Annotated in this window: 17 protein-coding genes, 1 other RNA gene and 1 pseudogene; 6 read left to right on the plus strand and 13 right to left on the minus strand. The window is 65.3% G+C overall.

Features of this window, described 5'->3' with window-relative positions:
• Positions 1-41: 41 nt before the first annotated feature.
• Positions 42-896, plus strand: coding sequence for an aldo/keto reductase (locus tag A7D16_RS10350; RefSeq protein WP_064632337.1), 855 nt, complete (start codon positions 42-44; stop codon positions 894-896).
• 345 nt (positions 897-1241) lie between these two features.
• On the plus strand, positions 1242-3350 hold the full coding sequence (locus A7D16_RS10355; RefSeq protein WP_064632339.1) for a catalase: 2109 nt from the start codon (positions 1242-1244) through the stop codon (positions 3348-3350).
• A gap of 336 nt (positions 3351-3686) precedes the next feature.
• On the opposite strand, the gene A7D16_RS10360 is transcribed toward A7D16_RS10355, so the two are convergent.
• The 6 genes from A7D16_RS10360 to A7D16_RS10390 form a co-directional block, all read right to left on the minus strand.
• Positions 3687-4412 (minus strand): AraC family transcriptional regulator, encoded by a 726-nt coding sequence (locus A7D16_RS10360; RefSeq protein ID WP_064632341.1) that lies wholly within the window; start codon positions 4410-4412, stop codon positions 3687-3689.
• A gap of 132 nt (positions 4413-4544) precedes the next feature.
• Positions 4545-5030 (minus strand): hypothetical protein, encoded by a 486-nt coding sequence (locus A7D16_RS10365; protein ID WP_064632343.1) that lies wholly within the window; start codon positions 5028-5030, stop codon positions 4545-4547.
• A gap of 227 nt (positions 5031-5257) precedes the next feature.
• Positions 5258-5331, minus strand: a non-coding RNA gene (locus A7D16_RS10370) — sX9 sRNA.
• A gap of 203 nt (positions 5332-5534) precedes the next feature.
• Positions 5535-7670 (minus strand): alpha/beta hydrolase family protein, encoded by a 2136-nt coding sequence (locus tag A7D16_RS10375; RefSeq protein ID WP_064632345.1) that lies wholly within the window; start codon positions 7668-7670, stop codon positions 5535-5537.
• Between the two features lie 146 nt (positions 7671-7816).
• Positions 7817-8662, minus strand: coding sequence for a transporter (locus A7D16_RS10385; RefSeq protein ID WP_064632348.1), 846 nt, complete (start codon positions 8660-8662; stop codon positions 7817-7819).
• Positions 8663-9194: 532 nt separating this feature from the next.
• On the minus strand, positions 9195-11165 hold the full coding sequence (locus tag A7D16_RS10390; RefSeq protein WP_064632350.1) for an OPT family oligopeptide transporter: 1971 nt from the start codon (positions 11163-11165) through the stop codon (positions 9195-9197).
• Between the two features lie 402 nt (positions 11166-11567).
• Between A7D16_RS10390 and A7D16_RS10395 the strand changes: the two genes are divergently transcribed.
• Positions 11568-12044, plus strand: coding sequence for a DUF3757 domain-containing protein (locus tag A7D16_RS10395; RefSeq protein WP_239686982.1), 477 nt, complete (start codon positions 11568-11570; stop codon positions 12042-12044).
• 18 nt (positions 12045-12062) lie between these two features.
• Here A7D16_RS10395 and A7D16_RS10400 read toward each other — a convergent pair.
• Positions 12063-12804 (minus strand): annotated as a pseudogene (locus tag A7D16_RS10400) (HDOD domain-containing protein).
• On the opposite strand from A7D16_RS10400, the gene A7D16_RS24085 reads away from it, so the two are divergent.
• On the plus strand, positions 12688-12927 hold the full coding sequence (locus tag A7D16_RS24085) for a hypothetical protein (RefSeq protein ID WP_239686983.1): 240 nt from the start codon (positions 12688-12690) through the stop codon (positions 12925-12927). The pseudogene A7D16_RS10400 and the gene A7D16_RS24085 overlap by 117 nt on opposite strands.
• Before the next feature lie 283 nt (positions 12928-13210).
• Here A7D16_RS24085 and A7D16_RS10405 read toward each other — a convergent pair whose 3' ends face one another.
• The 4 genes from A7D16_RS10405 to lexA all read right to left on the minus strand — a co-directional run bounded on the left by A7D16_RS10405 (position 13211) and on the right by lexA (position 19322).
• Positions 13211-16462, minus strand: coding sequence for an error-prone DNA polymerase (locus A7D16_RS10405; protein ID WP_064632354.1), 3252 nt, complete (start codon positions 16460-16462; stop codon positions 13211-13213).
• 171 nt (positions 16463-16633) lie between these two features.
• On the minus strand, positions 16634-18052 hold the full coding sequence (locus A7D16_RS10410; RefSeq protein ID WP_064632356.1) for a Y-family DNA polymerase: 1419 nt from the start codon (positions 18050-18052) through the stop codon (positions 16634-16636).
• Positions 18053-18061: 9 nt separating this feature from the next.
• Positions 18062-18715, minus strand: a complete 654-nt coding sequence (gene imuA / locus A7D16_RS10415) for a translesion DNA synthesis-associated protein ImuA (protein WP_064632358.1) — start codon at positions 18713-18715, stop codon at positions 18062-18064.
• A 1-nt stretch (position 18716) separates the two neighbouring features.
• The gene (gene lexA, locus A7D16_RS10420) at positions 18717-19322 is read right to left on the minus strand and encodes a transcriptional repressor LexA (protein WP_064632361.1); all 606 of its coding nucleotides are present in this window, start codon (positions 19320-19322) and stop codon (positions 18717-18719) included.
• Between the two features lie 149 nt (positions 19323-19471).
• Between lexA and A7D16_RS10425 the strand changes: the two genes are divergently transcribed.
• Positions 19472-19693, plus strand: a complete 222-nt coding sequence (locus A7D16_RS10425) for an AbrB/MazE/SpoVT family DNA-binding domain-containing protein (RefSeq protein WP_003490241.1) — start codon at positions 19472-19474, stop codon at positions 19691-19693.
• A gap of 8 nt (positions 19694-19701) precedes the next feature.
• Positions 19702-20127, plus strand: coding sequence for a type II toxin-antitoxin system death-on-curing family toxin (locus A7D16_RS10430; protein ID WP_064632414.1), 426 nt, complete (start codon positions 19702-19704; stop codon positions 20125-20127).
• Positions 20128-20232: 105 nt separating this feature from the next.
• Here A7D16_RS10430 and A7D16_RS10435 read toward each other — a convergent pair whose 3' ends face one another.
• Both A7D16_RS10435 and A7D16_RS10440 read right to left on the minus strand, forming a co-directional pair.
• Complete coding sequence (locus A7D16_RS10435; protein ID WP_064632363.1) at positions 20233-20736, minus strand: DUF6496 domain-containing protein; 504 nt, start codon at positions 20734-20736, stop codon at positions 20233-20235.
• Positions 20737-20956: 220 nt separating this feature from the next.
• Complete coding sequence (locus A7D16_RS10440) at positions 20957-21625, minus strand: DUF763 domain-containing protein (protein ID WP_167350642.1); 669 nt, start codon at positions 21623-21625, stop codon at positions 20957-20959.
• Positions 21626-21732 lie beyond the last annotated feature (107 nt).

Raw genomic sequence — 21732 nt, forward strand, 5'->3', positions numbered from 1 at the left:
ACGCAGCCGTCACTTTCATTCCAACGCGACAGGAGCCAGCCATGTCCGAAGCCTCTCCATCCACCTGCGCGCAAGTACGCCTGCGCAATGGGCGCAGCGTGTCGGCATTAGGGTTGGGCTCCTGGAACCTGGGCCAGGGCCGGCACGCACCGCAGCAGGAAATCGAAGCGCTGCAGCTCGGGCAGCAATTGGGCATGCAGCTGATCGACACCGCCGAGATGTATGGCAATGGCCGCTCGGAACAACTGATCGGCCAGGCCATCAGCAGCGCGCAGCCGCCCTACATGGTCTCCAAGGTGTTGCCCAGCAATGCCAGCGCACGCGGGATTGCGCGTGCCTGCGAAGCCAGCCTGCAACGGCTGGGGGTGAGGACGATGGACCTGTACCTGCTGCACTGGCGCGGCGGCAGCAACCTGGCCGAGGTGGTGGATGCGTTCGAAGCGCTGCGCGACGCCGGCAAGATCCGCGATTGGGGCGTGTCGAACTTCGATGTCGATGACATGGAAGAGTTGTGGGCGATCGACGGCGGCTCGCATTGCCTGGTCAACCAGGTGCTGTATCACGCTGGCAGCCGCGGCATCGAATTCGATCTGTTGCCGTGGTGCGCCGCGCACGACGTGACGGTGATGGCGTATTCGCCGCTTGGCAGCCGCGCGTTGCTGGATCACCCGGTCCTGCACGTCATCGGCCAGCGCCGCGGTGTAGCGGCAACGGCAGTGGCGCTTGCGTGGGCCATCCGCAGCGGCAGTGTCATCGCCATTCCCGAATCCGGAACGCCTGCACATGTGCGTGCCAACGCCGCCGCGTGCACGCTGCAGCTGCATGCAGAAGATCTTGCAGAGCTCGATCACGCCTTCGCGCCACCCACGCGCAAGCAGCCACTGGATCTGCTCTAAGAGCGGCGGACAAAGCGAGCGTGCTCGCTGCTTGCGGGCGCGCTCGGTGTTCGGTTCGGTGCGGCATGCACCACTCAACCACTGCGGCTCCTCCGCACGCTAGCATCCACTTGTACAGTGCTCACGACGTTTCGTCGTCGATCTGACAGCGCAATGGTCGCGTCCGCTGTTATGCAGCAACACGGCAACGCGCCTTGCGTGACCGATGCAGGATGCAAGTGCCACACAGTGCGATGTTCGCTGCACATGTGAGTATTCGTTCGCATGCAGACACATGCAATTAACAGCGCCACTCCCAGGCTTTATTGCTCAGCCCGCATCCCAGCCCGCCAGAGTGGAGTCCCCATGGCCAAGTCCCCCAGTAAATCCGCGCAGGCTCATGCCGTCGCACCTGCAAGCGCCACATCCAATGAGTCGCGCGGCACTGGCGATGAGTTGCACCAGAAGGCCGGCGGTAGCCATCCGCAACTGACCACCAACCAGGGCATCCCGGTTGGCGACAACCAGAACTCCCTGCGCGCAACGCCACGCGGACCGACGTTGCTGGAAGATTTCATCCTGCGCGAAAAAATCACCCACTTCGATCACGAGCGCATCCCCGAACGCATCGTGCATGCACGTGGCAGTGCCGCGCACGGCTATTTCGAGCTGACCAAGTCGTTGAGCCAATACACCACCGCCAAGATCTTTACCGAGGTCGGCGAAAAAACCCCGTTGTTCACGCGTTTTTCCACGGTCGCCGGTGGCGCCGGCTCGGTGGACACGCCGCGCGATGTGCGCGGGTTCGCGGTGAAGTTCTACACCAAGGAAGGCAATTGGGATCTGGTTGGCAACAACATCCCGGTGTTCTTCATCCAGGACGCGATGAAGTTCCCTGACCTGATTCATGCGGTGAAAATGGAGCCGGACCGCGGCTTCCCGCAGGCCGCCAGTGCGCACGACACCTTCTGGGACTTCATCTCGCTGACGCCCGAATCGATGCACATGATCATGTGGGCGATGAGCGACCGCACCATCCCGCGCTCGCTGCGCATGATCGAAGGCTTCGGCATCCATAGTTTTCGTTTTCTCAACGAAAACGGCGACAGCACCTTCGTCAAGTTCCACTGGCGCCCCAAGCTGGGCCTGCAGTCCACCATCTGGGACGAAGCGGTCAAGATTGCCGGTGCCGACCAGGATTTTCACCGTCGCGATCTGTTCGAAGCAATTCAGAACGGCGACTTCCCGGAATGGGAACTGGGCGTGCAGTTGTTCACAGAGGCGCAGGCTGAGGCATTCCCCTTCGATCATCTCGATTCGACCAAAGTCATTCCCGAAGAGTTGGTGCCATTGCAGATCGTCGGACGCATGGTGCTCGACCGCTGGCCGGATAACTTCTTTGCGGAAACCGAACAGGTTGCATACTGCCCGGCCAACATCGTGCCCGGCATCGATTTCAGCAACGACCCACTGCTGCAGGGCCGCCTGTTCTCGTATCTGGATACGCAGCTAAGCCGTCTGGGCGGTCCGAATTTCCACCAGATTCCGATCAACGCACCCAAGTGCCCGTTCGCCAACAATCAGCGCGACGGTCATATGCAGATGGGCGTGCCAAAGGGACGTGTTGCTTACGAACCCAGCTCGCTGCAGGCCGATGCGCCACGTGAGGCGCTGCGTGGATTTCCCAGCCATGCGACCCCGGCCGAAGAAGGTGCCAAGGGCCGCGTGCGTGCAGAGAGCTTTGCCGATCATTACAGCCAGGCACGGCTGTTCTTCCGCAGCCAGACCGCGCCGGAACAGGCACATATTGCGTCGGCATTGGTGTTTGAACTGTCGAAGGTGGAAACCGCACATGTGCGCGAAGCCATCGTGGGTCATCTGCGACACATCGACCCGGAGTTGGCGCAGCGTGTGGCCGATGGCATGGGCATGACCACCCTGCCGCCGGCACCTCCTGCAGCGGTTGCGCCCACCGACCTGCCGCTGTCGCCTGCCTTGCAGGTCATCGGCAAGATGAAAGACACCTTGAAGGGACGCACGGTCGGCATCCTGATTCACGATGGTTCGGATGCAGCGGCGATCAAGGCCGTGCGCAAGGCGGCAGAAGCTGCTGGCGCCACGGTCAAGATCGTCGCGCCCAAGCTGGGCGGCGCCAAGCTCAGCGACGGCAAGCAGCTGGCTGCCGATGGGCAGCTGGCAGGCACGCCTTCGGTGGTGTTCGATGCGGTGGCAGTGCTGCTGTCGTCGGAAGCAGCGAAGTTGCTGACACGCGAATCGGCGGCACTGGATTTCGTGAGCTTTGCCTGGGCGCATCTGAAGGCGATTGCGTTCGACGATGGCGCGCAATTGCTGCTGAAGGCAGGCAATGTCGGCAAGGATGCGGGCGTGGTCCCCGCGGCCGACACCACGGCATTCGTTAGCGCAGCAAAGACACGCCAATGGGCACGCGAGCCGAAGGTGCGCATGCTGGCGTAATCACACCTGGTTAGCGACTGAAGACTTGGGCGCGGGCGACTTTTCATGGGTCGTTTTGCGCCCAAGTTGTTTATGCAGGTAGCGATGAAGGTGCCGTAGCTAAGATGACGAGCTAGCTGTTGCTTACGTGACTAGCCGTTATTTACGTGAACCAAGAGCCACCCGCATTCGACCGACGGCGCTTGGTGTTAGCCAACAATGCGACGACGTGAATGCTGGTTGTCGTGGGTTGATTGGCGCAGTTCGCGAGATGCTGTGCACAGCGATGGGTCTGCGGTTTGGCTGCAGGGCCCTTGCCCGCCCACCATCGCGGGACACGCTGCAGGCAGCTACTTTCTACAACGCTTGGCCAGGAAACTGCTGGGCATTCGCCAACGCACGATACTCGCGTGGCGTCATGCCCACCGCCTGCTTGAATTGCCGCGCAAATGCGCTTTGGTCGCTGAAGCCGCAAGCGTGGCCGATTTCGGTAAGGCTCTTGTTTCCGTGCAGCAGATGCATCGCCATCTGCAGGCGCAGCTTGGCCAGCACTTGTTGCGGCGTCAGCTGGAACACCTTGCGGAAGGAGCGCTGCAGTTTGGACATCGAAAATCCGGTGATCTCCACCAGCGCCTGCATGCGCACGTTTTGCGCGTAGTTGGCGTTGAGATACGCCAGTGCAAGCCGCAGCTTTTCGTACTGCGATTCGTGCCCGTCCTGGGGGCCCAGATCGCGCGAGATGCCGATGATGCCCTGCACCTTGCCATCCACCAGCAGCGGCCGCTTGCAGGTGAGGCACCAGCCAGGCTCGCGGTTGGCGAACAGATGCAGCTCCAGCAGGTTGTCGATCACCTCGCCGGCCAGCACCTGCTCGTCCTGATTGGCGTAGTTGGCGCCCAGGCCACTTGGATAGACCTCGGCGACACGCTTGCCGATCAAGTCCTTGCGCTGCTTCAGCCCCAAGCGCCGCAGCATGGTCTGGTTGACGTGGGTGTAGCGGCCCTCGCGATCCTTGACGAAGAACAACACGTCCGGCACCGCATCGAACAACGCTTCCAGATCGGCAGGATCGATGCTCTTCATGCGAGAGGATTCATGCAGTGCCAGGGACTCGGGGCCAGGAGTGGCGCAGCGGTGCAGCAACGCACCGGCGTCTGCACACACCGGGTGCGCAGCGTCATGATACGCCGCGCCTATCGCACAGCTTGCAGGCGCTCAGCGCGGCTGTTCGGCCACCGTGCCGGCGACTGCAGCCGGAGCCTCCTTCGGGGCGTCGATCGACGCGCTGGTGGCGCCCATGCGATCGGCCGGCGTCCGCCGCGCTGTCCAGGCCTGCACGACTGCGGCCCCCGCTTGCGACCCCACCTGCACGCGCAGACGTGCGCCAGCGGTGGACGCTACAAATTCGATTTCGCAGTCGCCCGCGGCCATGCAGCTGTCCGCTGCCAGGCGGTCGACCGGCTGCCAGCCCTGCTCGGCAATCGCCTGCGAGAACGCGCGGTAGCTCATGCCCGGCTTGAGCGTCGCCGGCAACGGCACCAGCAGCTCGCTGTTGGCGGCGTCTGTGGCATTGGCAATGGCGGGCGCAGCGGTCACCGGCGCATGTACAGGCGCAGCCGCCGCAGGCCGCGGTGCGGCGCTCCAGGCAGGGCTGAAGATCAGGGCAAGCCCGAGGAAGGCGGGGCGGACGAACGTGCGCATGCGAAAGACCCTTGCGATCCTGGCAGGGATTGGAAAAGTTAAGGAAGCGCTATTTTGACATGCCGACATGACGACGGGGCGATGGTGCCCGCCCGCGATCAGCAGCCATTTCATCGCCGGTTATCCAACAGCGAGCAGCAAGCGCACTCGACTGCGAACATATCGGCGGCACAACGTATTGCTTGAGCGAGCGCTGCAACACCCCATATTTCCAGCTCTCTAACAACGGCCAACACACGTAACAGGCAGTCGTCAGGAGAGTGTAGACGGTGCGCAGGCACCGAGTGGACACGTGGGACATGCCGCACCTAGCCCCGGGCCGCGCCGGCCCGGCGGTGAGTGCCGGCATCGTGTCAGCTGCTCTGACGCGACACCACGCATTCCCTGGCAATACGCAGTGGCCGGCTCTTCGATCGCCAGCCGCACTCGCCTGCTGCAGGCTACCGCGACACAAAAAAAACCGGCACGCCGCGGCAAGGCGGCATGCCGGTTTTTTTTGAAGGTTTACTGGCCGATGTGCTGCTTCAGCCAGCCATTGACCGTGTCGTGCCACAGGATGCTGTTGTCCGGCTTGAGCACCCAGTGGTTCTCGTCCGGGAAGTACAGGAACTTGGAGTCGATGCCCTTGCGCTGCAGCGCAGTGAATGCGGCCAGGCCCTGCTCGACCGGGATGCGGAAATCCTGCTGGCCGTGGATGACCAGCATCGGCACCTTCCACTTGTCCACGTGCAACACCGGGTTGAACTTCTCGTAGCCGGCCGGGTTCTGCCACGGCGTGCCGCCGTTTTCCCACTCGCTGAACCACAGTTCCTCGGTGGCGTAGCCCATGGTGCGGTTGTCGAACACACCGTCGTGGTCGACCAGGCACTTCCATGGGTGGTTCCCATCTTTGTCAAGCCACGTCCCCGCCATCCAGTAGACCATGTAGCCGCCGTAACTGGCGCCCAATGCGCAGGCCTTGTCGCCATTGAGGAAGCCGTACTGCTTCTGCGCGGCGGCCCAGCCCTTTTGCAGGTCTTCCAGCGGGCGGTCGCCCCAATGCTGGCTGATGGCGTCAGTGAATTCCTGGCCGTAGCCGGTGGAGCCGTGGAAGTCGATCATGACCACCGCATAGCCCTGCCCGGCGTAGGTCTGCGGGTTCCAGCGGTTGCTCCAGCCATTGCCGAAGCTGCCCTGCGGGCCGCCGTGGATCAGGAACGCCACCGGGTAGGTTTTGCCTTCCTGGTAGTTGTACGGCTTGACCACATAGCCGTGCACCGTGTCGTTGTTCCAGCCCTTGAACTGGAACTGCTCGTAGTCGCCGAACTGCACCTGCGGCAGCAGCTCGCCGGCGCTCTGGGTGATCGCCCGCAGACCCTGGCCCTGCACGTCGCTCACGAAGATTTGGTCGCCGCTCTTGAGCGAGCTACGCGTAAACGCCAAGGTGTTACCGGCCAGCGTCGGTGCATGCACGCTGCCCTCGCCCACCAGCTTGGTCGCTTCGCCACTGGCGATGTCGATCTTGAACAACGGGTGCTCGCCCAGATTGTCGGCGCTGGTGTAGAGGCTGCTGCCGTCATCGCTCAGCACGATCTCGCCGGCCGAACGATCCCACTTCGGCGCAATCTCGCGCGTCTTGCCGCTGGCCACGTCCATCGCCATCAGGCCGAAGCGGTCGGCCTCGAAGCCGGGGCGCTTCATGGCGCGGTAGTACAGCGTCTTGCCGTCGGTGCTGAACACCGGGCCGGCGTCCCAGGCCGGGTTGGCCGCGGTGAGATTGACCGGCGCCGACTTGCCGGCCGCATCCAGGCGATACAGATCGAAGTTGGTCTGCCACGGCTCGTCGTTGCCGGTGGGCTTGCCAGCCGCCTTGCCGTTCTTGCCGGCTTCCGGGCCATGCGGCTGCGGAATGCGCACGCTGGCCACCACGCTGCTGCCGTCCGGCGACCAGGTGTAATCGTCGTTGCCACCGAACGGTTTGGAGGGCGCATCGCCGGCCAGGGTGGCGCTGATTGCCGAGGCACCGGCCACCGCCTTGGCGCCGGCTGCGGGCAATCCCGCCACGAACAAGGTATTGCGGCGGCCATCGTTCCAGGTGTCCCAGTGACGCACGAACAGCTGGTCGTACACCACGCCGCTGGCCTTGGCGTCCTTGACGCTGGCCAGCTTTTTCTTGGTGCACGCCAGATCCGAGCCGCAGTCCTGGAACACGCCGGCGCTGAAGACGATGCGCTTGCCATCGGGCGAGAGCTTGTAGCTGTCCACGTCCACCGCAAACGCGGTGAGCTGCTGCGGGGTGCCGCCAGCCAACGGCTGCGCATAGAGCTGCTGGCTGCCGGACTTGCTGCTGAGGAAGTACACCGCCTTGCCATCCGGCGACAGCGCCGGGCTGTTGACGTTCCAGCCTTCGGGCGTGAGTAGCTTGGGCGGCGACAGATCGCGGGTGCGCAGATTGCGTACCCACAGGCTGGTGGCCGGCTTGCCATTGGCGGTCTTGGCCTGGCGCTTGGCGAACAGCACCACGCTGCCATCCGGGCTGAGCGTGGGCGAGGAGACCCGGTCCAGCGCCACCATGTCGCGCACGTCGAAACCGCGCGCAGCGGCAAGGCTTGGCAAGGCGGCCAGCAAACACAAGGGCAATACGGCGTGACGCAGCTTCATCGACATCTCCGGCAACGGCAAAACGTCGATGGTAGGCGTTGCTGCGGCGCACGCGCAAAGGCAGGACGTCATGCGGCGTGAAAGGGTGCGGCACGCCGTCGCGCGCCATGCCCATGCCGCCTATGGGCGGCACGGGCGGCAGCGCATCAGAAGCGGTGCGACATGCCCACATACACCTGCGCGTCCGGGGTGCGCTCGTTGAGGCCGAAGTTGGTGCCCACGTCCAGCTGCAACAGCGGGTTGATCAGATACGCAGCGGCGATATCGGCCGAATATTGTTCGATGGTTTGAGCAGGGTCGCGGTTGATCGAGGACCACACCTCCACCGCCATCGACAGCTTCGGCGTGAGCGGATGAGCCAGGTTGATCGCATTGATCACTGCGATGTGCTTGCCGCTACCTTCGCTGTCGGCCAACCAGTCCATCTCCGGGCCGAAGGTCAACGAGAAGCTGTTGGGCAACGCAAAGTTGATCGGCAGAGCGACGCCGCCTTCCCACTCGTCGTTGCCCAGGCCGGTGCGGGCGGTCGGCGCCTTGACGAACGGCAGTACCGCCACGGTGGCGGTGTCGCTTTCGTAGAAACGCGCCTTCATGCGCAGATAGATATCGCCACCGCCGCTCAGGCTGCTGCGTGCGCCGGTGGTGCGATCGGTGGTCTTGACCTGCAGCTGTGGCGCCCAGTTGAGCTGCAGATCGATGCGGTCGCTGACGCCGTACTTGAGCGTGGGATTGGTAAACACCGAGGTTTCGATGCGTGTGCCGGGCTGGCTGTCGCGTGTATAGCTGCCGATGTCGGTTTCCAGCTGCCAGGCGCCGGTCGGCACGGTACAGGTGGAATTGGCCCTGGTCGGCCGGTCGGTGCAGAGCGCCGCTTCGGTGGCGTCTTGCGCCTGCGCTTGCGTGGCCAGGCCGCACAGCATGCCGGCCACGGCGATGGTCAGCAGCGAGATGCGGCGTGCGCGGGAAGAAGAACCGGAAATAACAGTCAGCATTGCAGTAACTCCATGGCAGGGCGCTGGGCCAAGACACAACAGGCCAGCAGTGAGTGGGGGAATGCGGGTGGAGAGGTAAGGCGACCGCACGACGCCCAAACGGCGGCGTCTGGTCGATCCTATCCAACTGTCGAGCTCGCCAGACAAAAAGCGGCCGCAACCGTGCCTTGGAAGAAGCGCAGTGTGATTGGGCTAACGTTTTTGTCGGCAGCAGCGGCGGCGCGATGGCCTATGGCGCGGAGATCAGCGGGGTCGATCCAGGCGTGCGGCAATGGCGGCGCATCATCCGTGCGGGAGACGGCACGATACGCAGCAGCGGCATAAAGGTGCTATGCACGAGTCCTGGACCTGGCATAAAGCTGACGCAAAGACAGGCTGCAGACGACGAGGTGCCCTCAGGGACGGGCGATAGTCTGCAGCCGCGGTGCATGGGGATGATGCAGATGATGGCAGCGGCATCCGCTGCAGGCAGGTCGCCTTGCGCGCCTGCCAGGACGGCGCATGCAGCGCATGCGCCGTGTTTGTCGCAGGCTCAGGCGGCTTGTTCGCCGCGCTTGCCGACGCGGTACAGCAGCCAACCGACCAGGGCGAGAATGGCCAGGCCGACCCATTGATTGAGCTGCAGGGCGGCCGGTAGCGCCAGCACATCCGCACGGCTGGACAGCACGATCGGCACCGCAATGGCGATGCCCATCAACGCCTCGCCGGTGATCAGGCCGGCGGCGAACAGCACGCCCGGGCGATGCACGCGGTCGCGGCCGTCTTCGTCGTCGGCGCGAATGTTGTGGAAGCGCTCCACCAGGTGCGCGATCAGGCCACCGATGAAGATCGGCACCATCAGTTCCAGCGGCAGATAGATACCGATGGCCGCGGCCAGCACCGGCACACGGAAGCGCTTGCCGGTGGCCTTCAACCATTCGTCCAGCGCGATGATCGCCGCGCCCACAGCAGCACCGATCGCAATCATCGACCACGGCAGCTGCCCGCCGAACAGGCCCTTGGCCACCGAGGCCATCAACGTGGCCTGCGGCGCGCCCAGCGAGTTGGGATGCTGCGGCGTGGCCGGGCCAATGCCGTACGCCTGCGCCAGCAGGTTCAACACCGGCGCCATGATCAATGCGCACGAGAACGCGCCGATCCCCAGCATCAACTGCTGCTTCCACGGCGTGGCACCGACCAGATAACCGGCCTTGAGGTCCTGCAGATTGTCGCCGCCCACCGCCGCCGCGCAGCACACCACCGCACCGATCATGATGGCCGCCACCGCGCCCAGCGGTGCGGCGCCGATGCCCACCGGCACCAGGCCGCTCTTGCCCAACAACAGCACCAGCACCGCCGAGGCGAACAGGATGGTGGAGATGGTGATACCCGACACCGGGTTGTTGGACGAACCGATCAACCCGGCCAGATAGCCGGACACCGACACGAACAGAAAGCCGGCCACGATCATGATGATGGTCATCGGGATCGACACGTGCCATTGCTGCACGATGGCCTGATACAGGCCCAGCAGCGGCAGGGTGCACAGCACCAGCGCCACCAGCATCCACTTCATCGGCAGGTCGCGCTCGGTCTCGGCGACCACGCCGCCACCGCTCTTGCGCGCGGCGGCAAAGCCGCTCTTGACGCCGGAAAACAGTGATTTACGCAGCGAGAACAAGGTCCACACGCCGCCGATCAACATCGCGCCGACGCCGAGGTAGCGGATCTTCGCGCCCCAGATGCCAAACGCCGTATCGGCAGCCGGGGCACCGACCAGACTCTGCGCCAGCGCCGGGTCCGAGCCCATGAAGAACTGCTGATACAGCGGAATGGCGATATGCCAGGACAGGATCGAACCGGACAACACCACGATGCCGACGTTCAAGCCGACGATGTAGCCCACGCCCAACAGTGCCGGCGACAGGTTGGTGCCCAGGTAACCCACCAGGCGGCTGCTGCCCAGGTAGGTGGCCTGCGCCCAGGTGTCCGGGATCACCCGCAAGCCACTGGCCGCAGCCAGCTTGACCAGCGCGCCGATGGCGCCGGAGGCGGCCAGGATCTTCAGGCCCGGGCCGGGGTTTTCGCCGGCCTTGAGCACCTCGGCCGCGGCCTTGCCTTCGGGGAACGGCAGCGGGTCTTCGACGATCATCGAGCGCCGCAACGGCACCGAGAACAGCACACCGAGCAGGCCGCCCATACCGGCGATGCCCAGCACCCACCAGTATTTGAAGTCCGGCCAGTAGCCCATGATCACCAGCGCCGGGATGGTGAAGATGACCCCGGCCGCGATCGACGAACCCGCCGAAGCGCCGGTCTGGACGATGTTGTTTTCCAGGATGGTGCCGCCGCCGAGCAGGCGCAGCACGCCCATCGACACCACCGCCGCCGGAATGGCGGTGGCGATGGTCAGGCCGGCAAACAGGCCGAGATAAGCATTGGCGGCCGAAAGCACCACCGCCAGCACGATGGCCAGCACGACGGCACGAAAAGTGAGCTGGCGCGGCTGCGCGTCATGGCGCATTGGGCATTCCCCTGTAGGCAAAAAATCCGCATCACGCTAGCGCCTGCGCCCAGCCGAGTCCAGCTGCGGCGCGGCGTGACAGTGTGCAAGGTATGGCGTGCGGCGCCAACGACATCGGCGGCGACGCCTTGCTTGGCGCGATGGAGACGCCAACCGGCGGCAGCATGTGTGGATCTGTGCGCCCAGGGCGCTACGCATTCGCACACGGCGCCGGCCAGGGCGTGGCGTTCGCTATTGTCCTGCACAGCAGCGCGTCGACAGGAGCCTGTGCGCCCCGCTGCGGCCGATGCGGCGTGCGCTGACCGCCAAGCCTGTTTCATCGGCCTTCCATCGCATACCGCAGCCACGTACCCAAAGGTCCGACACATGATCCGTCCGCTGACACCATTGATTCTTGCCGGCATGCTGCTGCCGCCGGCCGCCGCCGATGCAGCCGGCAAGCAGCCTGCGCAGGATGCGGCACAATGCCCGGCACCTGAAACGGTGCACTACGAGGCCGGACGCTATCGCGCCCCTGTCCGGCTCGACGTCGGCTCCGGAAGCGGCGTGTGGGCCAGTACGCTGCAGCCCAACGCGGGCAGTCCACGGCATCTGTCATCGGCGCTCTACTACGGCACTCGCGCCGCAGCGGCGCCCAGCACCGGAGTACTGGTCAATTGCAGCTACGCGTTACGCGGTGACACGGTGGTGGATCTGGCCTACTTCGATCGCCTGACGCCGAAAACGCAACGCAACCTGATCGTCACACTGCAGCACCCATCCCGCTGGCAGCTCGATCAAGCGCCAGCGCCTGGGCAGGATCAGTTCTATGCCTGTTCCCGGAGCGAGGACATCCGCAGCGCGGCGGACTGCGCGTTCGAGCCGCTGCGCCTGGAGTGACGCAGCGGCAACCACTGTTCAATTCAGCAACTCGGCAAACGTGCGGTCGGCCTCGATGACATCAGGCAGCGCGGCGAACAACGCGTCCAGATCCACGCCGTCCATCAGCGGCCCACGCACCGCCTCCAGTGCCGCCGCAGTGTCGCCACGATGGGCATGCAGGGCGTCGGAGACCTGCACGGCCTGGGCGACCAGCAACGGCATGCGCGCGCCGTCGGGTGCGGCGGCCGGGCGAACCTGGTAGGCGATGGCCTCCTGGATCACCACCGGCAACTGCCAGCGACGCACCAGCTCGGCGCCCACTTCCGGGTAGCCGAAGCCAAGTTGCAGCGTCTCTTCGGCGGCATGGCCGGCAGACGAGGTGTCGTGGTTGATGCGGCTGGCGTAATCCGGGGCGCCGGACTGGATCAGCAGCTCGCCGATGTTGTGCATCATGCCGCAGGTAAAGGCGGTTTCCGGGTCCAGGCCATGCTGGCGCGCCAGCAGGCGGGCGATGCCGGCCACTTCGAAACTGTGCCGCCAGAATGCCTTGAGGTCGAAACCCGGGCCGGCGCGAAAGGCGCCAGTCATCGCCGAGGGTGCGCAGCGTATTGAAGCCCAGGCGCATCGCGGCGTCTTCCACACTGGTGGAATCGCGCAGGCCGTGAAAGCGCGCCGAATTGGCCAGCCGCAGCACCTTGGCGGCGATCACCGGATCGCGCTCGATGCTGTGCGCCAGCGTATCGATATCGGTCTGCGGATCGTCGAATTGACGGATCAGGTCCTGCGCCACCTTGGGCACGGTGGGCAAGGTGGGCAACTGGTCGAACAACGCCTCCAACTTCATGATCGCCTCGTGGGTGAAAGACAAGCCAGCGCGGCCGCGCGGACCTGCATGGTGTAGCACAGACCGGTTTGCTGCCAGTGACCGGTGGCGGGATGGATTCACCTACGCCTGTGGTTTTGCGCTGGCGGCGGTATCTCGCACCCCGCCGGGCGATGAGCGTGGCCACGAGCGAACTCGACGGGATGTCACAAGCGATGGCGTGGATGCCGGCAGTGATGCGGTTTGGCTGTCGATGCGCGGGACAGCACGCAGTGATGCAGCGTTGTATGAGCACAGCCGCAGCATGCGCATGGACATGACGCATCGTTGCGTTGCCGGTATGTGCTCCTTCGGGCAGCGCTCAATGAAAATCGCGCGAGGGCAGCTGCATTCCGCCGAGCAGGTTGCTGAGGTCGTGCAGGTCGCCGGCGATCAGGTGTTCCACGCCGTCCACGCGTTCCCAGCGGCCACGCACGGCGAGCAGGCGCGATTCCAGCAGTGCGCGGCGGCGGCGCAGCGCCAGGTGCGACCAGACGATGACGTTGATCATGCCGTGCTCGTCTTCCAGGGTGACGAAGATGGTGCCCTTGGCAGTGGCCGGGCGCTGGCGCTGGGTGACCAGGCCGGCGACATGCACGCCGCTGCCGTGGCGGCGGCCTTGCAATTCGCGCAGGCCCAGGATGCGCCGCTGCCGCATCTGCGGGCGCAGCAGCGCCATCGGGTGCTGGCGCAGGCTCAGACCGACCGAGCGGTAATCGGCAAGAATCTCTTCGCCCGCACGCGGGGCTTCAAACTCCACCGGGCGCTCTTCCGGGCTGCCCGGCAGCAGCGGGCGGCGCGCCTCCACGCCGGCCATCGCCCAGCGCGCGGCATTGCGGTTGCCCACCATGCCCTGCAAGGCACCGGCTTCGGCCAGGGCCAGGCGCGCTTTTTCGTCGAGTGCAGCGCGCAGGCAGAGATCGCCGATATCGGTGAAAACCCGTTGCGTGCGTGCAGCGACAATGCGATTGGCCACCACCTCCGATAACCCGGCGACTTGCCGCATGCCCAGCCGGATCGCCGGTTGTTCGCCAGGGTCGGCAGCGCTGTGCCAAGGCCGGCCGCCGACCAGGGTGTTGTCCCAGTCGCTGTGCAACACATCCACTGGCAGCACCTCCACGCGCGCGCGCTCGGGGCTGCCGCGGCGCGCGTCCTGCACGATCTGGCTGGCCGAATAAAACCCCATCGGCTGCGCGTTGAGCAGCCCGCAGGCGAAGGCGGCCGGTTCGTGGCGTTTGAGCCAGCAGCTGGCATAGACGAGTTTGGCGAACGAGGCGGCGTGGCTTTGCGGAAACCCGTAGGAGCCGAAGCCCTTGATCTGCTCGAAGATCTGGTCGATGAAGGTGGAGGCGTAGCCTTTGCCCTGCATGCGCTCGCGCACGCGCGTGCGGTGTTGCTCCATGTCGCCGCCGCGCCGCCAGGCCGCCATGGAACGGCGCAGATTGTCCGCCTCGCTCTCGCTGTAATCGGCGGCATGCATCAGCAGTTCCATCACCTGCTCCTGGAACAACGGCACGCCCAGGGTCGGCTTGAGGATGTCTTCCACTTCCGGCGATGGATAGTTCACTTCTTCGCGGCCCTGTCGCCTGCGCAGATACGGGTGCACCATGTCGCCCTGGATCGGCCCGGGACGCACGATCGCCACTTCGATCACCAGGTCGTAGAACACCGCAGGTTTGAGCCGCGGCAGCATCGCCATCTGCGCGCGCGATTCGATCTGGAACACGCCCACCGTATCGGCGCGCTGGATCATCTTGTAGGTGGGCGCGTCGTCGCCGGGCAATGTCGCGATGCTGTAGTCGCGCCCGCGGTGGCCGCGCACCAACTCCAGCGTCTTGCGGATGCAGGTGAGCATGCCCAGGGCCAGGCAATCGACCTTGAGCAGCTTCATCGTTTCCAGATCGTCCTTGTCCCACTGGATGATGGTGCGCCCGGCCATGGCGGCGTTTTCCACCGGCACCAGCAGCGACAGCGGCTCGTTGGAGATGACGAAGCCGCCGACATGCTGGGAGAGATGCCGTGGGTGATCGCGCAGCTGCTCGGTCACTGCAAGGATCTTGTTGATCAGCGGGTTGGCCAGATCGAACCCGGCTTCTTCGATGCGCTGCTCCATCGGCGTTTCGCCATTGCCCCAGCCGTAGCAATTGGCCAGCAGCGCGATCTGGTCCGGCGGCAGGCCGAAGGCCTTGGCCACGTCGCGTACCGCACTCTTGCCGCGATAACAGATCACCGTTGCCGCCAGCGCCGCACGTTCGCGGCCGTACTTGCTGTAGACGTACTGCAGCACTTCCTCGCGGCGTTCGTGTTCGAAATCCACGTCGATGTCCGGCGGCTCGTCGCGTTTTTCGGAGAGAAAGCGCGCCATCAACAAACGTGTTTCGTCGGGATTGACTGCGGTGATGTCCAGCGCATAACACACCGCCGAATTGGCCGATGAGCCACGCCCCTGGCAGAGGATGTCCTGCTCGCGCGCGAAGCGCACCACATCCTGCACAGTGAGGAAAAATGCCTCGTACTTCTTGAGCGCGATCAGCGCCAACTCTTTCTCGATGTCCTCGCGCACCTTTGCCGAGATGCCGCCCGGCCAGCGTTTGCGAATGCCGGCTTCGGTAAGCTGACGTAGATAACTGGTTGGCGTATGCCCTTCCGGCACCAGCTCTTTGGGGTAGGTGTAGCTGATCTTGGAAATATCGAAGATGCAGCGTTGCGCCAACTCCACCGTGGCCTGCAACAGCGCATCCGGGTAGATATTGCCCAACGCACGCCGCGTACGCAGATGGCGTTCGCCATTGCGAAACAGATGCGCGCCGCATTCGGCCAGCGGGGTGGTGTGGCGGATGGCGGTCAAGGTGTCCTGCACGATGCGCTCGCGGCGCTGCGCCATGTGCACATCGCCGCTGGCCAACGCGGTCATGCCCAATTGCTGGGCAAGCAATTGCAGCGACTGCAGGCGTGCGGCATCGTCTTGTTCGCGATGCAGTTCCACCGCCAGGAACGCACGCTCGCCAAACACCTGTTGCAGCCAGGCGCCCTGCTCTGCCTGCGGCTGCACGCCAGGCAACCACAGTGCAAACACACCTGGTACAGCGTCGCGAAACTGTGCTTCCACGTCGGCACGTCCCAACCGATACGCGCCCTTGCTTGCGGCACGCCGCGCGCTGGTGATCAGCGCGCACAACTGCCGATAGCCCTGCGCGTTTTCCACCAGCAGCACCAAGCGCGTGCCATCGACCAGGGTGAATTCGCTGCCGACGATCAACCGCACGCCAGTGGCGCGCGACGCTTCCAGGCCACGCACGATGCCGGCCAGCGAGCATTCGTCGGTAATGGCCAAGGCGCTGTAGCCGCAGTGCTGTGCGCGCACGAACAACTGCTCTGCACTGGAGGCGCCGCGCAGAAACGAGAAATCCGACAGGCAATGCAGCTCGGCATACGCGGGCAAGCCATCGGCGACCTGCGCGTGGGTGATGTCGTCGTTTGCTGCGCGCAGCCGCGCGGCAACATTCCAGCCGCGCGGCATGCGCCCGCCGGGCGTGTCGCGGTCCACGCCATCGATGGCGTCATCCCAGCTCATGCACGGATGCCTTCAACTGTGTGCTACGCCCTGCAGATGCCCAGTGCGCAGCAGATCGCGCCGCCGCAGGTCCTGCCGCGTTTTGTCTGGAGCCGTGGCACCGGCCGCGTGCGCCAAACCGCAATGAGCAGCCAGGCAGCCCGTGCTCCGATATCGCGCAGGCGTGCGCGCTCACGCAAACCACCCATGCAGCATCCAGCCATCCAGCCGGCCAGGCGCGGCGAATGCCCAACCACGCCGGCCACGCGCGGTTTCCACCACGTAGTAATCGCGACGCGCGTCGTCGTCGTCCCACCAGCCGCTTTCCAGCCGTTCCGGGCCGGACACGATGCGCAGATGCGGGTCGTGCAGCGGCACCGGCTGCGGTAGCAGCCAGGTGGGGCGCGGCGGACGTGGCGGCGCAGCAGTTTCGCGCAGCGCATCGCCGATGGCGCGACGCCAGGCGCGCTCCGGGCGCGGGTCGTCGGCCGGCAGGATGCGATACACCGCGTCATCGCCCAACCGCGCACGCAGGCGTTCGCGCAGTTGCGGCCACTCCACCGATTGCTGCGCGCGTTGATCGAACAGGTCGCGCATGGCCGGCACGAACGGCGGCAGTTGCCGCGCCAGCAAGCGCATCGCCACCACCGGGCGCGGAATCTCCACCCGCTCCAGCCGGTTGCGCGCCAGCTCGAATAGCAACGTGGGCGCACGCTCCGGCGTCAGCAGGCCGATCTCGACATCGGTGGCGCCCTCTTCGTGTTCCAGGCGCAGCAAAAAACGCTGTACGCCGCCATCGCGAATGGACAGGTACGTGCACAGGTCGCCGATCAGCCGGCGCAACGGAAACAGCAGCGCCGGATGCGTTTCCACCTCGTAGCCCAGCTCCACGCGGTGGTCGAAATGGTCTGGCGGCGCGTAGCACTCCAGCGGATCGTCGACCTGGCCGTAGAGGCGATCCAGATGATCCAGCAGGCTGGCACCGAAGCGCCGGCGCAGCCCATCGCGCGGCAACCCGCGCAGCGCTGCGAGCGTGCGCACCCCCATGTGCTGCAGACGCTCGCCAACATCGCCGGGCAACGCGGCGCGGCGTACAGGCACCTTGTCGAGGGTGCTGTGCAAGGACGGCAATTCCGTCACCACCATGCCATCGCGCAGGCCGGCCAGCACGCGTGCGGCGCGCGGTGTCGGTGCCAGCGCAAGCCGGTGCTGGAAGCCCAGCGCCTGCAGCTCGTCACGCAGGCGCCGCTCGAACCGTGGCCAGGGGCCGAACAGGCGAAAGCTGGCGCCGGCTTCCAGCACGATGGCGCGCGACCACTGCTGGCTCACCAACGAACTATGCCGATATGCCCAGGCCGCAAGAAACCGCTGCGTGCGTGCTTCGCTCTGTGCGTCGTAATCGATGGTGCGTACCTGGGTCATCAACGCATGCGCCGCCGACAGCCGCATGCCGGCCTTCAGCCCGGCCGCGGCGGCCGCGGCATTGACCGAGTGCAGGCTGCGCAACTGCGCCGGACCTTCCACCAGCACCAGCGGTACGTCCGGCTCTTCCAGACGCCGAAGGACGGCATCCAGCGCCAGCTGCGGCAGCAATATGCAGGCCCACAACATGCGCGCGCCTCAATGCGCCAGCCGCAACGGCTGCGAGGGCACCTGCCCGCCGCGGCATTTGCGTACCTGCCAGGCATCGCGCTCGGGCAGAAATTCCAGCCGCAAGGCCGCCGGCGATGCATTCACCGCATGGCGGCGATCGCGCAGTGCGAAGGCGCAGCAGTTGCCGCTGTCGGCCGCCACCTGCAACCGGCGCAATGCACGCGCATCGCCGGTCTGCGGCCAGCCCAGCACTGCCGCGCATGCGCCGCTGCGCAGACATTGCTCGAAGGCCCACAAGGCCTCGCGCGGCTCGGCCTGCACCACTTCCAGATGCTCCAGCACCACCCCGCCCGCCTGCCAGGCCGGCGCATACGGAATGAACGGTGGCGCCACCAACACCACCCGGCTGCTGCTGGCGGTCATGCGTGCCAGCGTGGGCAACAGCAAGGCGATCTCACCGATGCCATGCGCAGGCAACAGCAACTCGGTCAACGCACGTCGCGGCCAGCCGCCGTCGGGCAGTACTGCATCCAGTGCGGCATGCCCGGTGGCTTGGCCACCATTGGCGGTGGCCGTGCCCTGGCCCGCACGCCAGACCGTGCGCGCGGCCAGCAGGGCGTCCAGCGGCAGTGCCACTGCCGGATTGCCGTCCTGTCCGATGCGCGCCGGCTGCTGGCTCATGTCAGCCCTGCCGGATCAGGCCGCAGTACAGTCCTTCGACTGCGAAGTCGGCATCGGCTGCCACCACGATCGGCGCATGCGCACGATTACGCGGCAGCAGGCGGATGCGCTCGGGCCCACGCTCCAGGCGTTTGATGGTGATTTCGCCATCCACCCGCGCCACAACGATCTGGCCATCGCGCGCCTCGTTGCTGCGGTGCACGCCCACCAGGTCGCCATCCAGGATGCCGTCGTCGATCATCGAATCGCCCTGCACTTTCAGCAGGTAATCCGGGCGCAGCGAGAACAGCGCGCGGTCCAGCCACAGTTGCCGCTCCAGGCCGATGTCCGCGCCGATCGGCACACCGGCCGCCACCCGCCCCAGCACCGGCAGAGCCAGCAACGCATCGCGCCCGGCCCCGCCGGGCATGCGGATGCCGCGCTTCTGGTTGGGCAACAGCTCGATCAACCCGGCCTCGGCCAGGGCCTGCACATGTTTTTGCGCCGCATTGCGCGAGGCAAACCCGAAGGCCTGCGCAATCTCGGCAAGACTGGGCGACACGCCGGCCTGGGCCTGCTCCTGCAGGAAGGCCAGCACCGCGGCGCGTTGGGGGGGCAGTGGGAGCATGAGCGTGCAGCAGCCGGGCGGGACAAGGTGTACATTTGTACACCCATCGGTCGCAGCAGACGAGACTGGCTTGCTGAGCCGATTCAGCACACCGCTTGCGGCTGGGCGATGCTGGAGTTATAACTTACGTACTAACGTGAGATGCCGTCATGAAACTCAAGATCACCGCCATCGGCAATTCCGCCGGCGTCATCCTGCCCAAGGAACTGCTGGCCCGCCTGCGCCTGGGCAAGGGCGACGAACTCTATGCACTGGAAACGCCCGACGGCATCAAGCTGACCGCCTTCGACCCGACGTTGGCAGCGCAGATGGATGTGGCCGAGCAGGTGATGCGCGAGGATCGCCAAGTGCTGAACAAGCTGGCCAAGTGAACACGCGCATGCTGGTCTGGATCACGCATGCGCTTGCGTTGGCGATCCACGAACGTCAATTGAGCGAGCACGGCGGCGCGAGTGGAGTGCGCGACGAGGCGCTACTGGCCTCGGCACTGGCACGCCCGCAACAGCTGTTCTCCTACGGTGATCCGCCGCCCGATCTGGTGGAGCTGACGGCCAGCCTGGCCTATGGGCTTGCGCGCAACCACCCGTTCGTCGATGGCAATAAACGCACTGCCCATGTGTGCTATCGGGTGTTTTTGCTGCTCAACGGCGCCGAGCTCATCGCTTCGCAGGAAGAGAAATACGTTGCCATGATGGGTCTGGCCAATGGCGCGTGGAGCGAAGCAACATTTGCGCAATGGCTACGGCCGCGCGTGCGTTTGCGCGCGGACACGCAAGTGCACGAACCGCAAGGCCATTACGGCTGAAAGCATGCCTGTGGCAGCAGCACGCTTGTGTTGGCACATGCATGCGCAAGTATCGACATGCCACAACTCGGTCGGCGTTGACGTCGCCACATGGCGCAGGCGCTTTTACTCCGCGCGCTTGCGCGTTGCAGCCGCCTTCTTCGCAGCCACCTTGCGCACTGCAGGGCCCTTGGTCTCTGCCGCTTTCTTCGCTGCTGTCGAGCGATCACTGGCCGTGCGCTTTTTTGCGGCGCCCGTGGTCTGCGTGGACAAGGCCTGTTTGCTTACCGTCTTCTTGGCGCTGGTGTTCTTGCTGGCGGTCTTCAAGGCTTTCTTGGTGCCGGCCGAGCGTGTGGGCGAAACCGGTTTGTCGGACGTTGCAGCTGCAGTGTCTTGCGCAGCTTTTTTCTTGGTGGCGTTGGATGCGGAACTGGGCGGTGCAACATCTACGCCATCGCGGCGCGCCTTGGACAGCCCGATCGCAATGGCCTGCTTGGTGCTGTTGACCCCATGCGCGCCTTCGCGCACCTGTTCGATTTCTTCTTTCACATATTCGCCGGCCTGGGTACTGGCCGCCTTTCCTTCCTGCTTGTCCTTGCTGGCAGCGCGGCGCGTTTGGGTCTGTGGCATGGCACTTCTCAGCTGTGGATGTCGGCTCGATGTAACAAGCGCAGCGTCAATGCGCAGTGGCCGCGATACTCACCTGGCGTTGAAGCGTGCCTGGCGCCCCGCCACCCCACGCGCTTGCACAGCAACTGACCGCATCCGCGTCTCCGGCACAGACCTGTGCAACCGCCCGGCGAACACGCTACGCCTCGCCCGCCGCACGTCAACATCTTGGCAACAGCGCTCAGGCGGTGCGGCAATACCAGGCCCAGAGGTGTTCGGGCAGATGCGCGTGCAGCGGCAGGTCCACGGCCTGATACCCATCGAGCACATCGCGCATGGCGGCATGCGGGGCATCCACAAAGCTGCTCAAACCTTCGGACAGCCAGTGATACCGGCGTGCCTGCTTGCGCTGCCCGTGCATGCCTTGCTGCACCACCACCCAGCGGCCGTCGTTGCTGACGATGAAGCCGTGCAGATACAGATCGAAGCCGTCTTGCACGGCCGCGCTGTCCACCTTGGCGACCAGCCGGCTGGCCTGCGCCAGTGCGGCGCCATCCAGTCCCACCGCATCGCCCACTGCCAGTAATTCCGCAGGCGTGGCACGCGAATGCCGGCCGCGGCCGCCACAGACATGGATGCCAAGTTCGCCGGACAGCGGCGTCAGCCCACGCTTGAGTGCGCCGATCACGCTGGTGGTGATACCGGACGAATGCCAATCCATCCCCATCACCGCACCGAACGACTGGAACCAGAACGGGTGCGCAAGCCGCCGCAACAATTCATCGCGCCCGTAGGTGTGCACGATGGCCTCGCACATCACCGCGCCAAGCCGCGTCATCCGCTGCCCCAACCATTGCGGAACGCGCCCGCCATGCAAGGGAAGATCTGCACTGCCGCCGCGCCGGCTCATTGCTGCCACCTCATCTTCTTGCCGCAAGGATAACGGCGCAGCGTCGCAGCAGCTGGGACGCAGGCGCTGCAGTACGCGCGCAACCTGACGAATTCAGCGCACAGCAG

The sequence above is a fragment of the Xanthomonas nasturtii genome (genome assembly GCF_001660815.1).
GTDB classification, from domain to species: Bacteria; Pseudomonadota; Gammaproteobacteria; order Xanthomonadales; family Xanthomonadaceae; genus Xanthomonas; species Xanthomonas nasturtii.

Coding starts and splice junctions, on each gene's coding strand:
- A7D16_RS10350 (WP_064632337.1), top strand. CDS start 42: ATGTCCGAAGCCTCTCCATCCACCTGCGCGCAAGTACGCCTGCGCAAT.
- A7D16_RS10355 (WP_064632339.1), top strand. CDS start 1,242: ATGGCCAAGTCCCCCAGTAAATCCGCGCAGGCTCATGCCGTCGCACCT.
- A7D16_RS10360 (WP_064632341.1), bottom strand. CDS start 4,412: ATGAAGAGCATCGATCCTGCCGATCTGGAAGCGTTGTTCGATGCGGTG.
- A7D16_RS10365 (WP_064632343.1), bottom strand. CDS start 5,030: ATGCGCACGTTCGTCCGCCCCGCCTTCCTCGGGCTTGCCCTGATCTTC.
- A7D16_RS10375 (WP_064632345.1), bottom strand. CDS start 7,670: ATGAAGCTGCGTCACGCCGTATTGCCCTTGTGTTTGCTGGCCGCCTTG.
- A7D16_RS10385 (WP_064632348.1), bottom strand. CDS start 8,662: ATGCTGACTGTTATTTCCGGTTCTTCTTCCCGCGCACGCCGCATCTCG.
- A7D16_RS10390 (WP_064632350.1), bottom strand. CDS start 11,165: ATGCGCCATGACGCGCAGCCGCGCCAGCTCACTTTTCGTGCCGTCGTG.
- A7D16_RS10395 (WP_239686982.1), top strand. CDS start 11,568: ATGCTGCTGCCGCCGGCCGCCGCCGATGCAGCCGGCAAGCAGCCTGCG.
- A7D16_RS10405 (WP_064632354.1), bottom strand. CDS start 16,462: ATGAGCTGGGATGACGCCATCGATGGCGTGGACCGCGACACGCCCGGC.
- A7D16_RS10410 (WP_064632356.1), bottom strand. CDS start 18,052: ATGTTGTGGGCCTGCATATTGCTGCCGCAGCTGGCGCTGGATGCCGTC.
- imuA (WP_064632358.1), bottom strand. CDS start 18,715: ATGAGCCAGCAGCCGGCGCGCATCGGACAGGACGGCAATCCGGCAGTG.
- lexA (WP_064632361.1), bottom strand. CDS start 19,322: ATGCTCCCACTGCCCCCCCAACGCGCCGCGGTGCTGGCCTTCCTGCAG.
- A7D16_RS10425 (WP_003490241.1), top strand. CDS start 19,472: ATGAAACTCAAGATCACCGCCATCGGCAATTCCGCCGGCGTCATCCTG.
- A7D16_RS10430 (WP_064632414.1), top strand. CDS start 19,702: ATGCTGGTCTGGATCACGCATGCGCTTGCGTTGGCGATCCACGAACGT.
- A7D16_RS10435 (WP_064632363.1), bottom strand. CDS start 20,736: ATGCCACAGACCCAAACGCGCCGCGCTGCCAGCAAGGACAAGCAGGAA.
- A7D16_RS10440 (WP_167350642.1), bottom strand. CDS start 21,625: ATGAGCCGGCGCGGCGGCAGTGCAGATCTTCCCTTGCATGGCGGGCGC.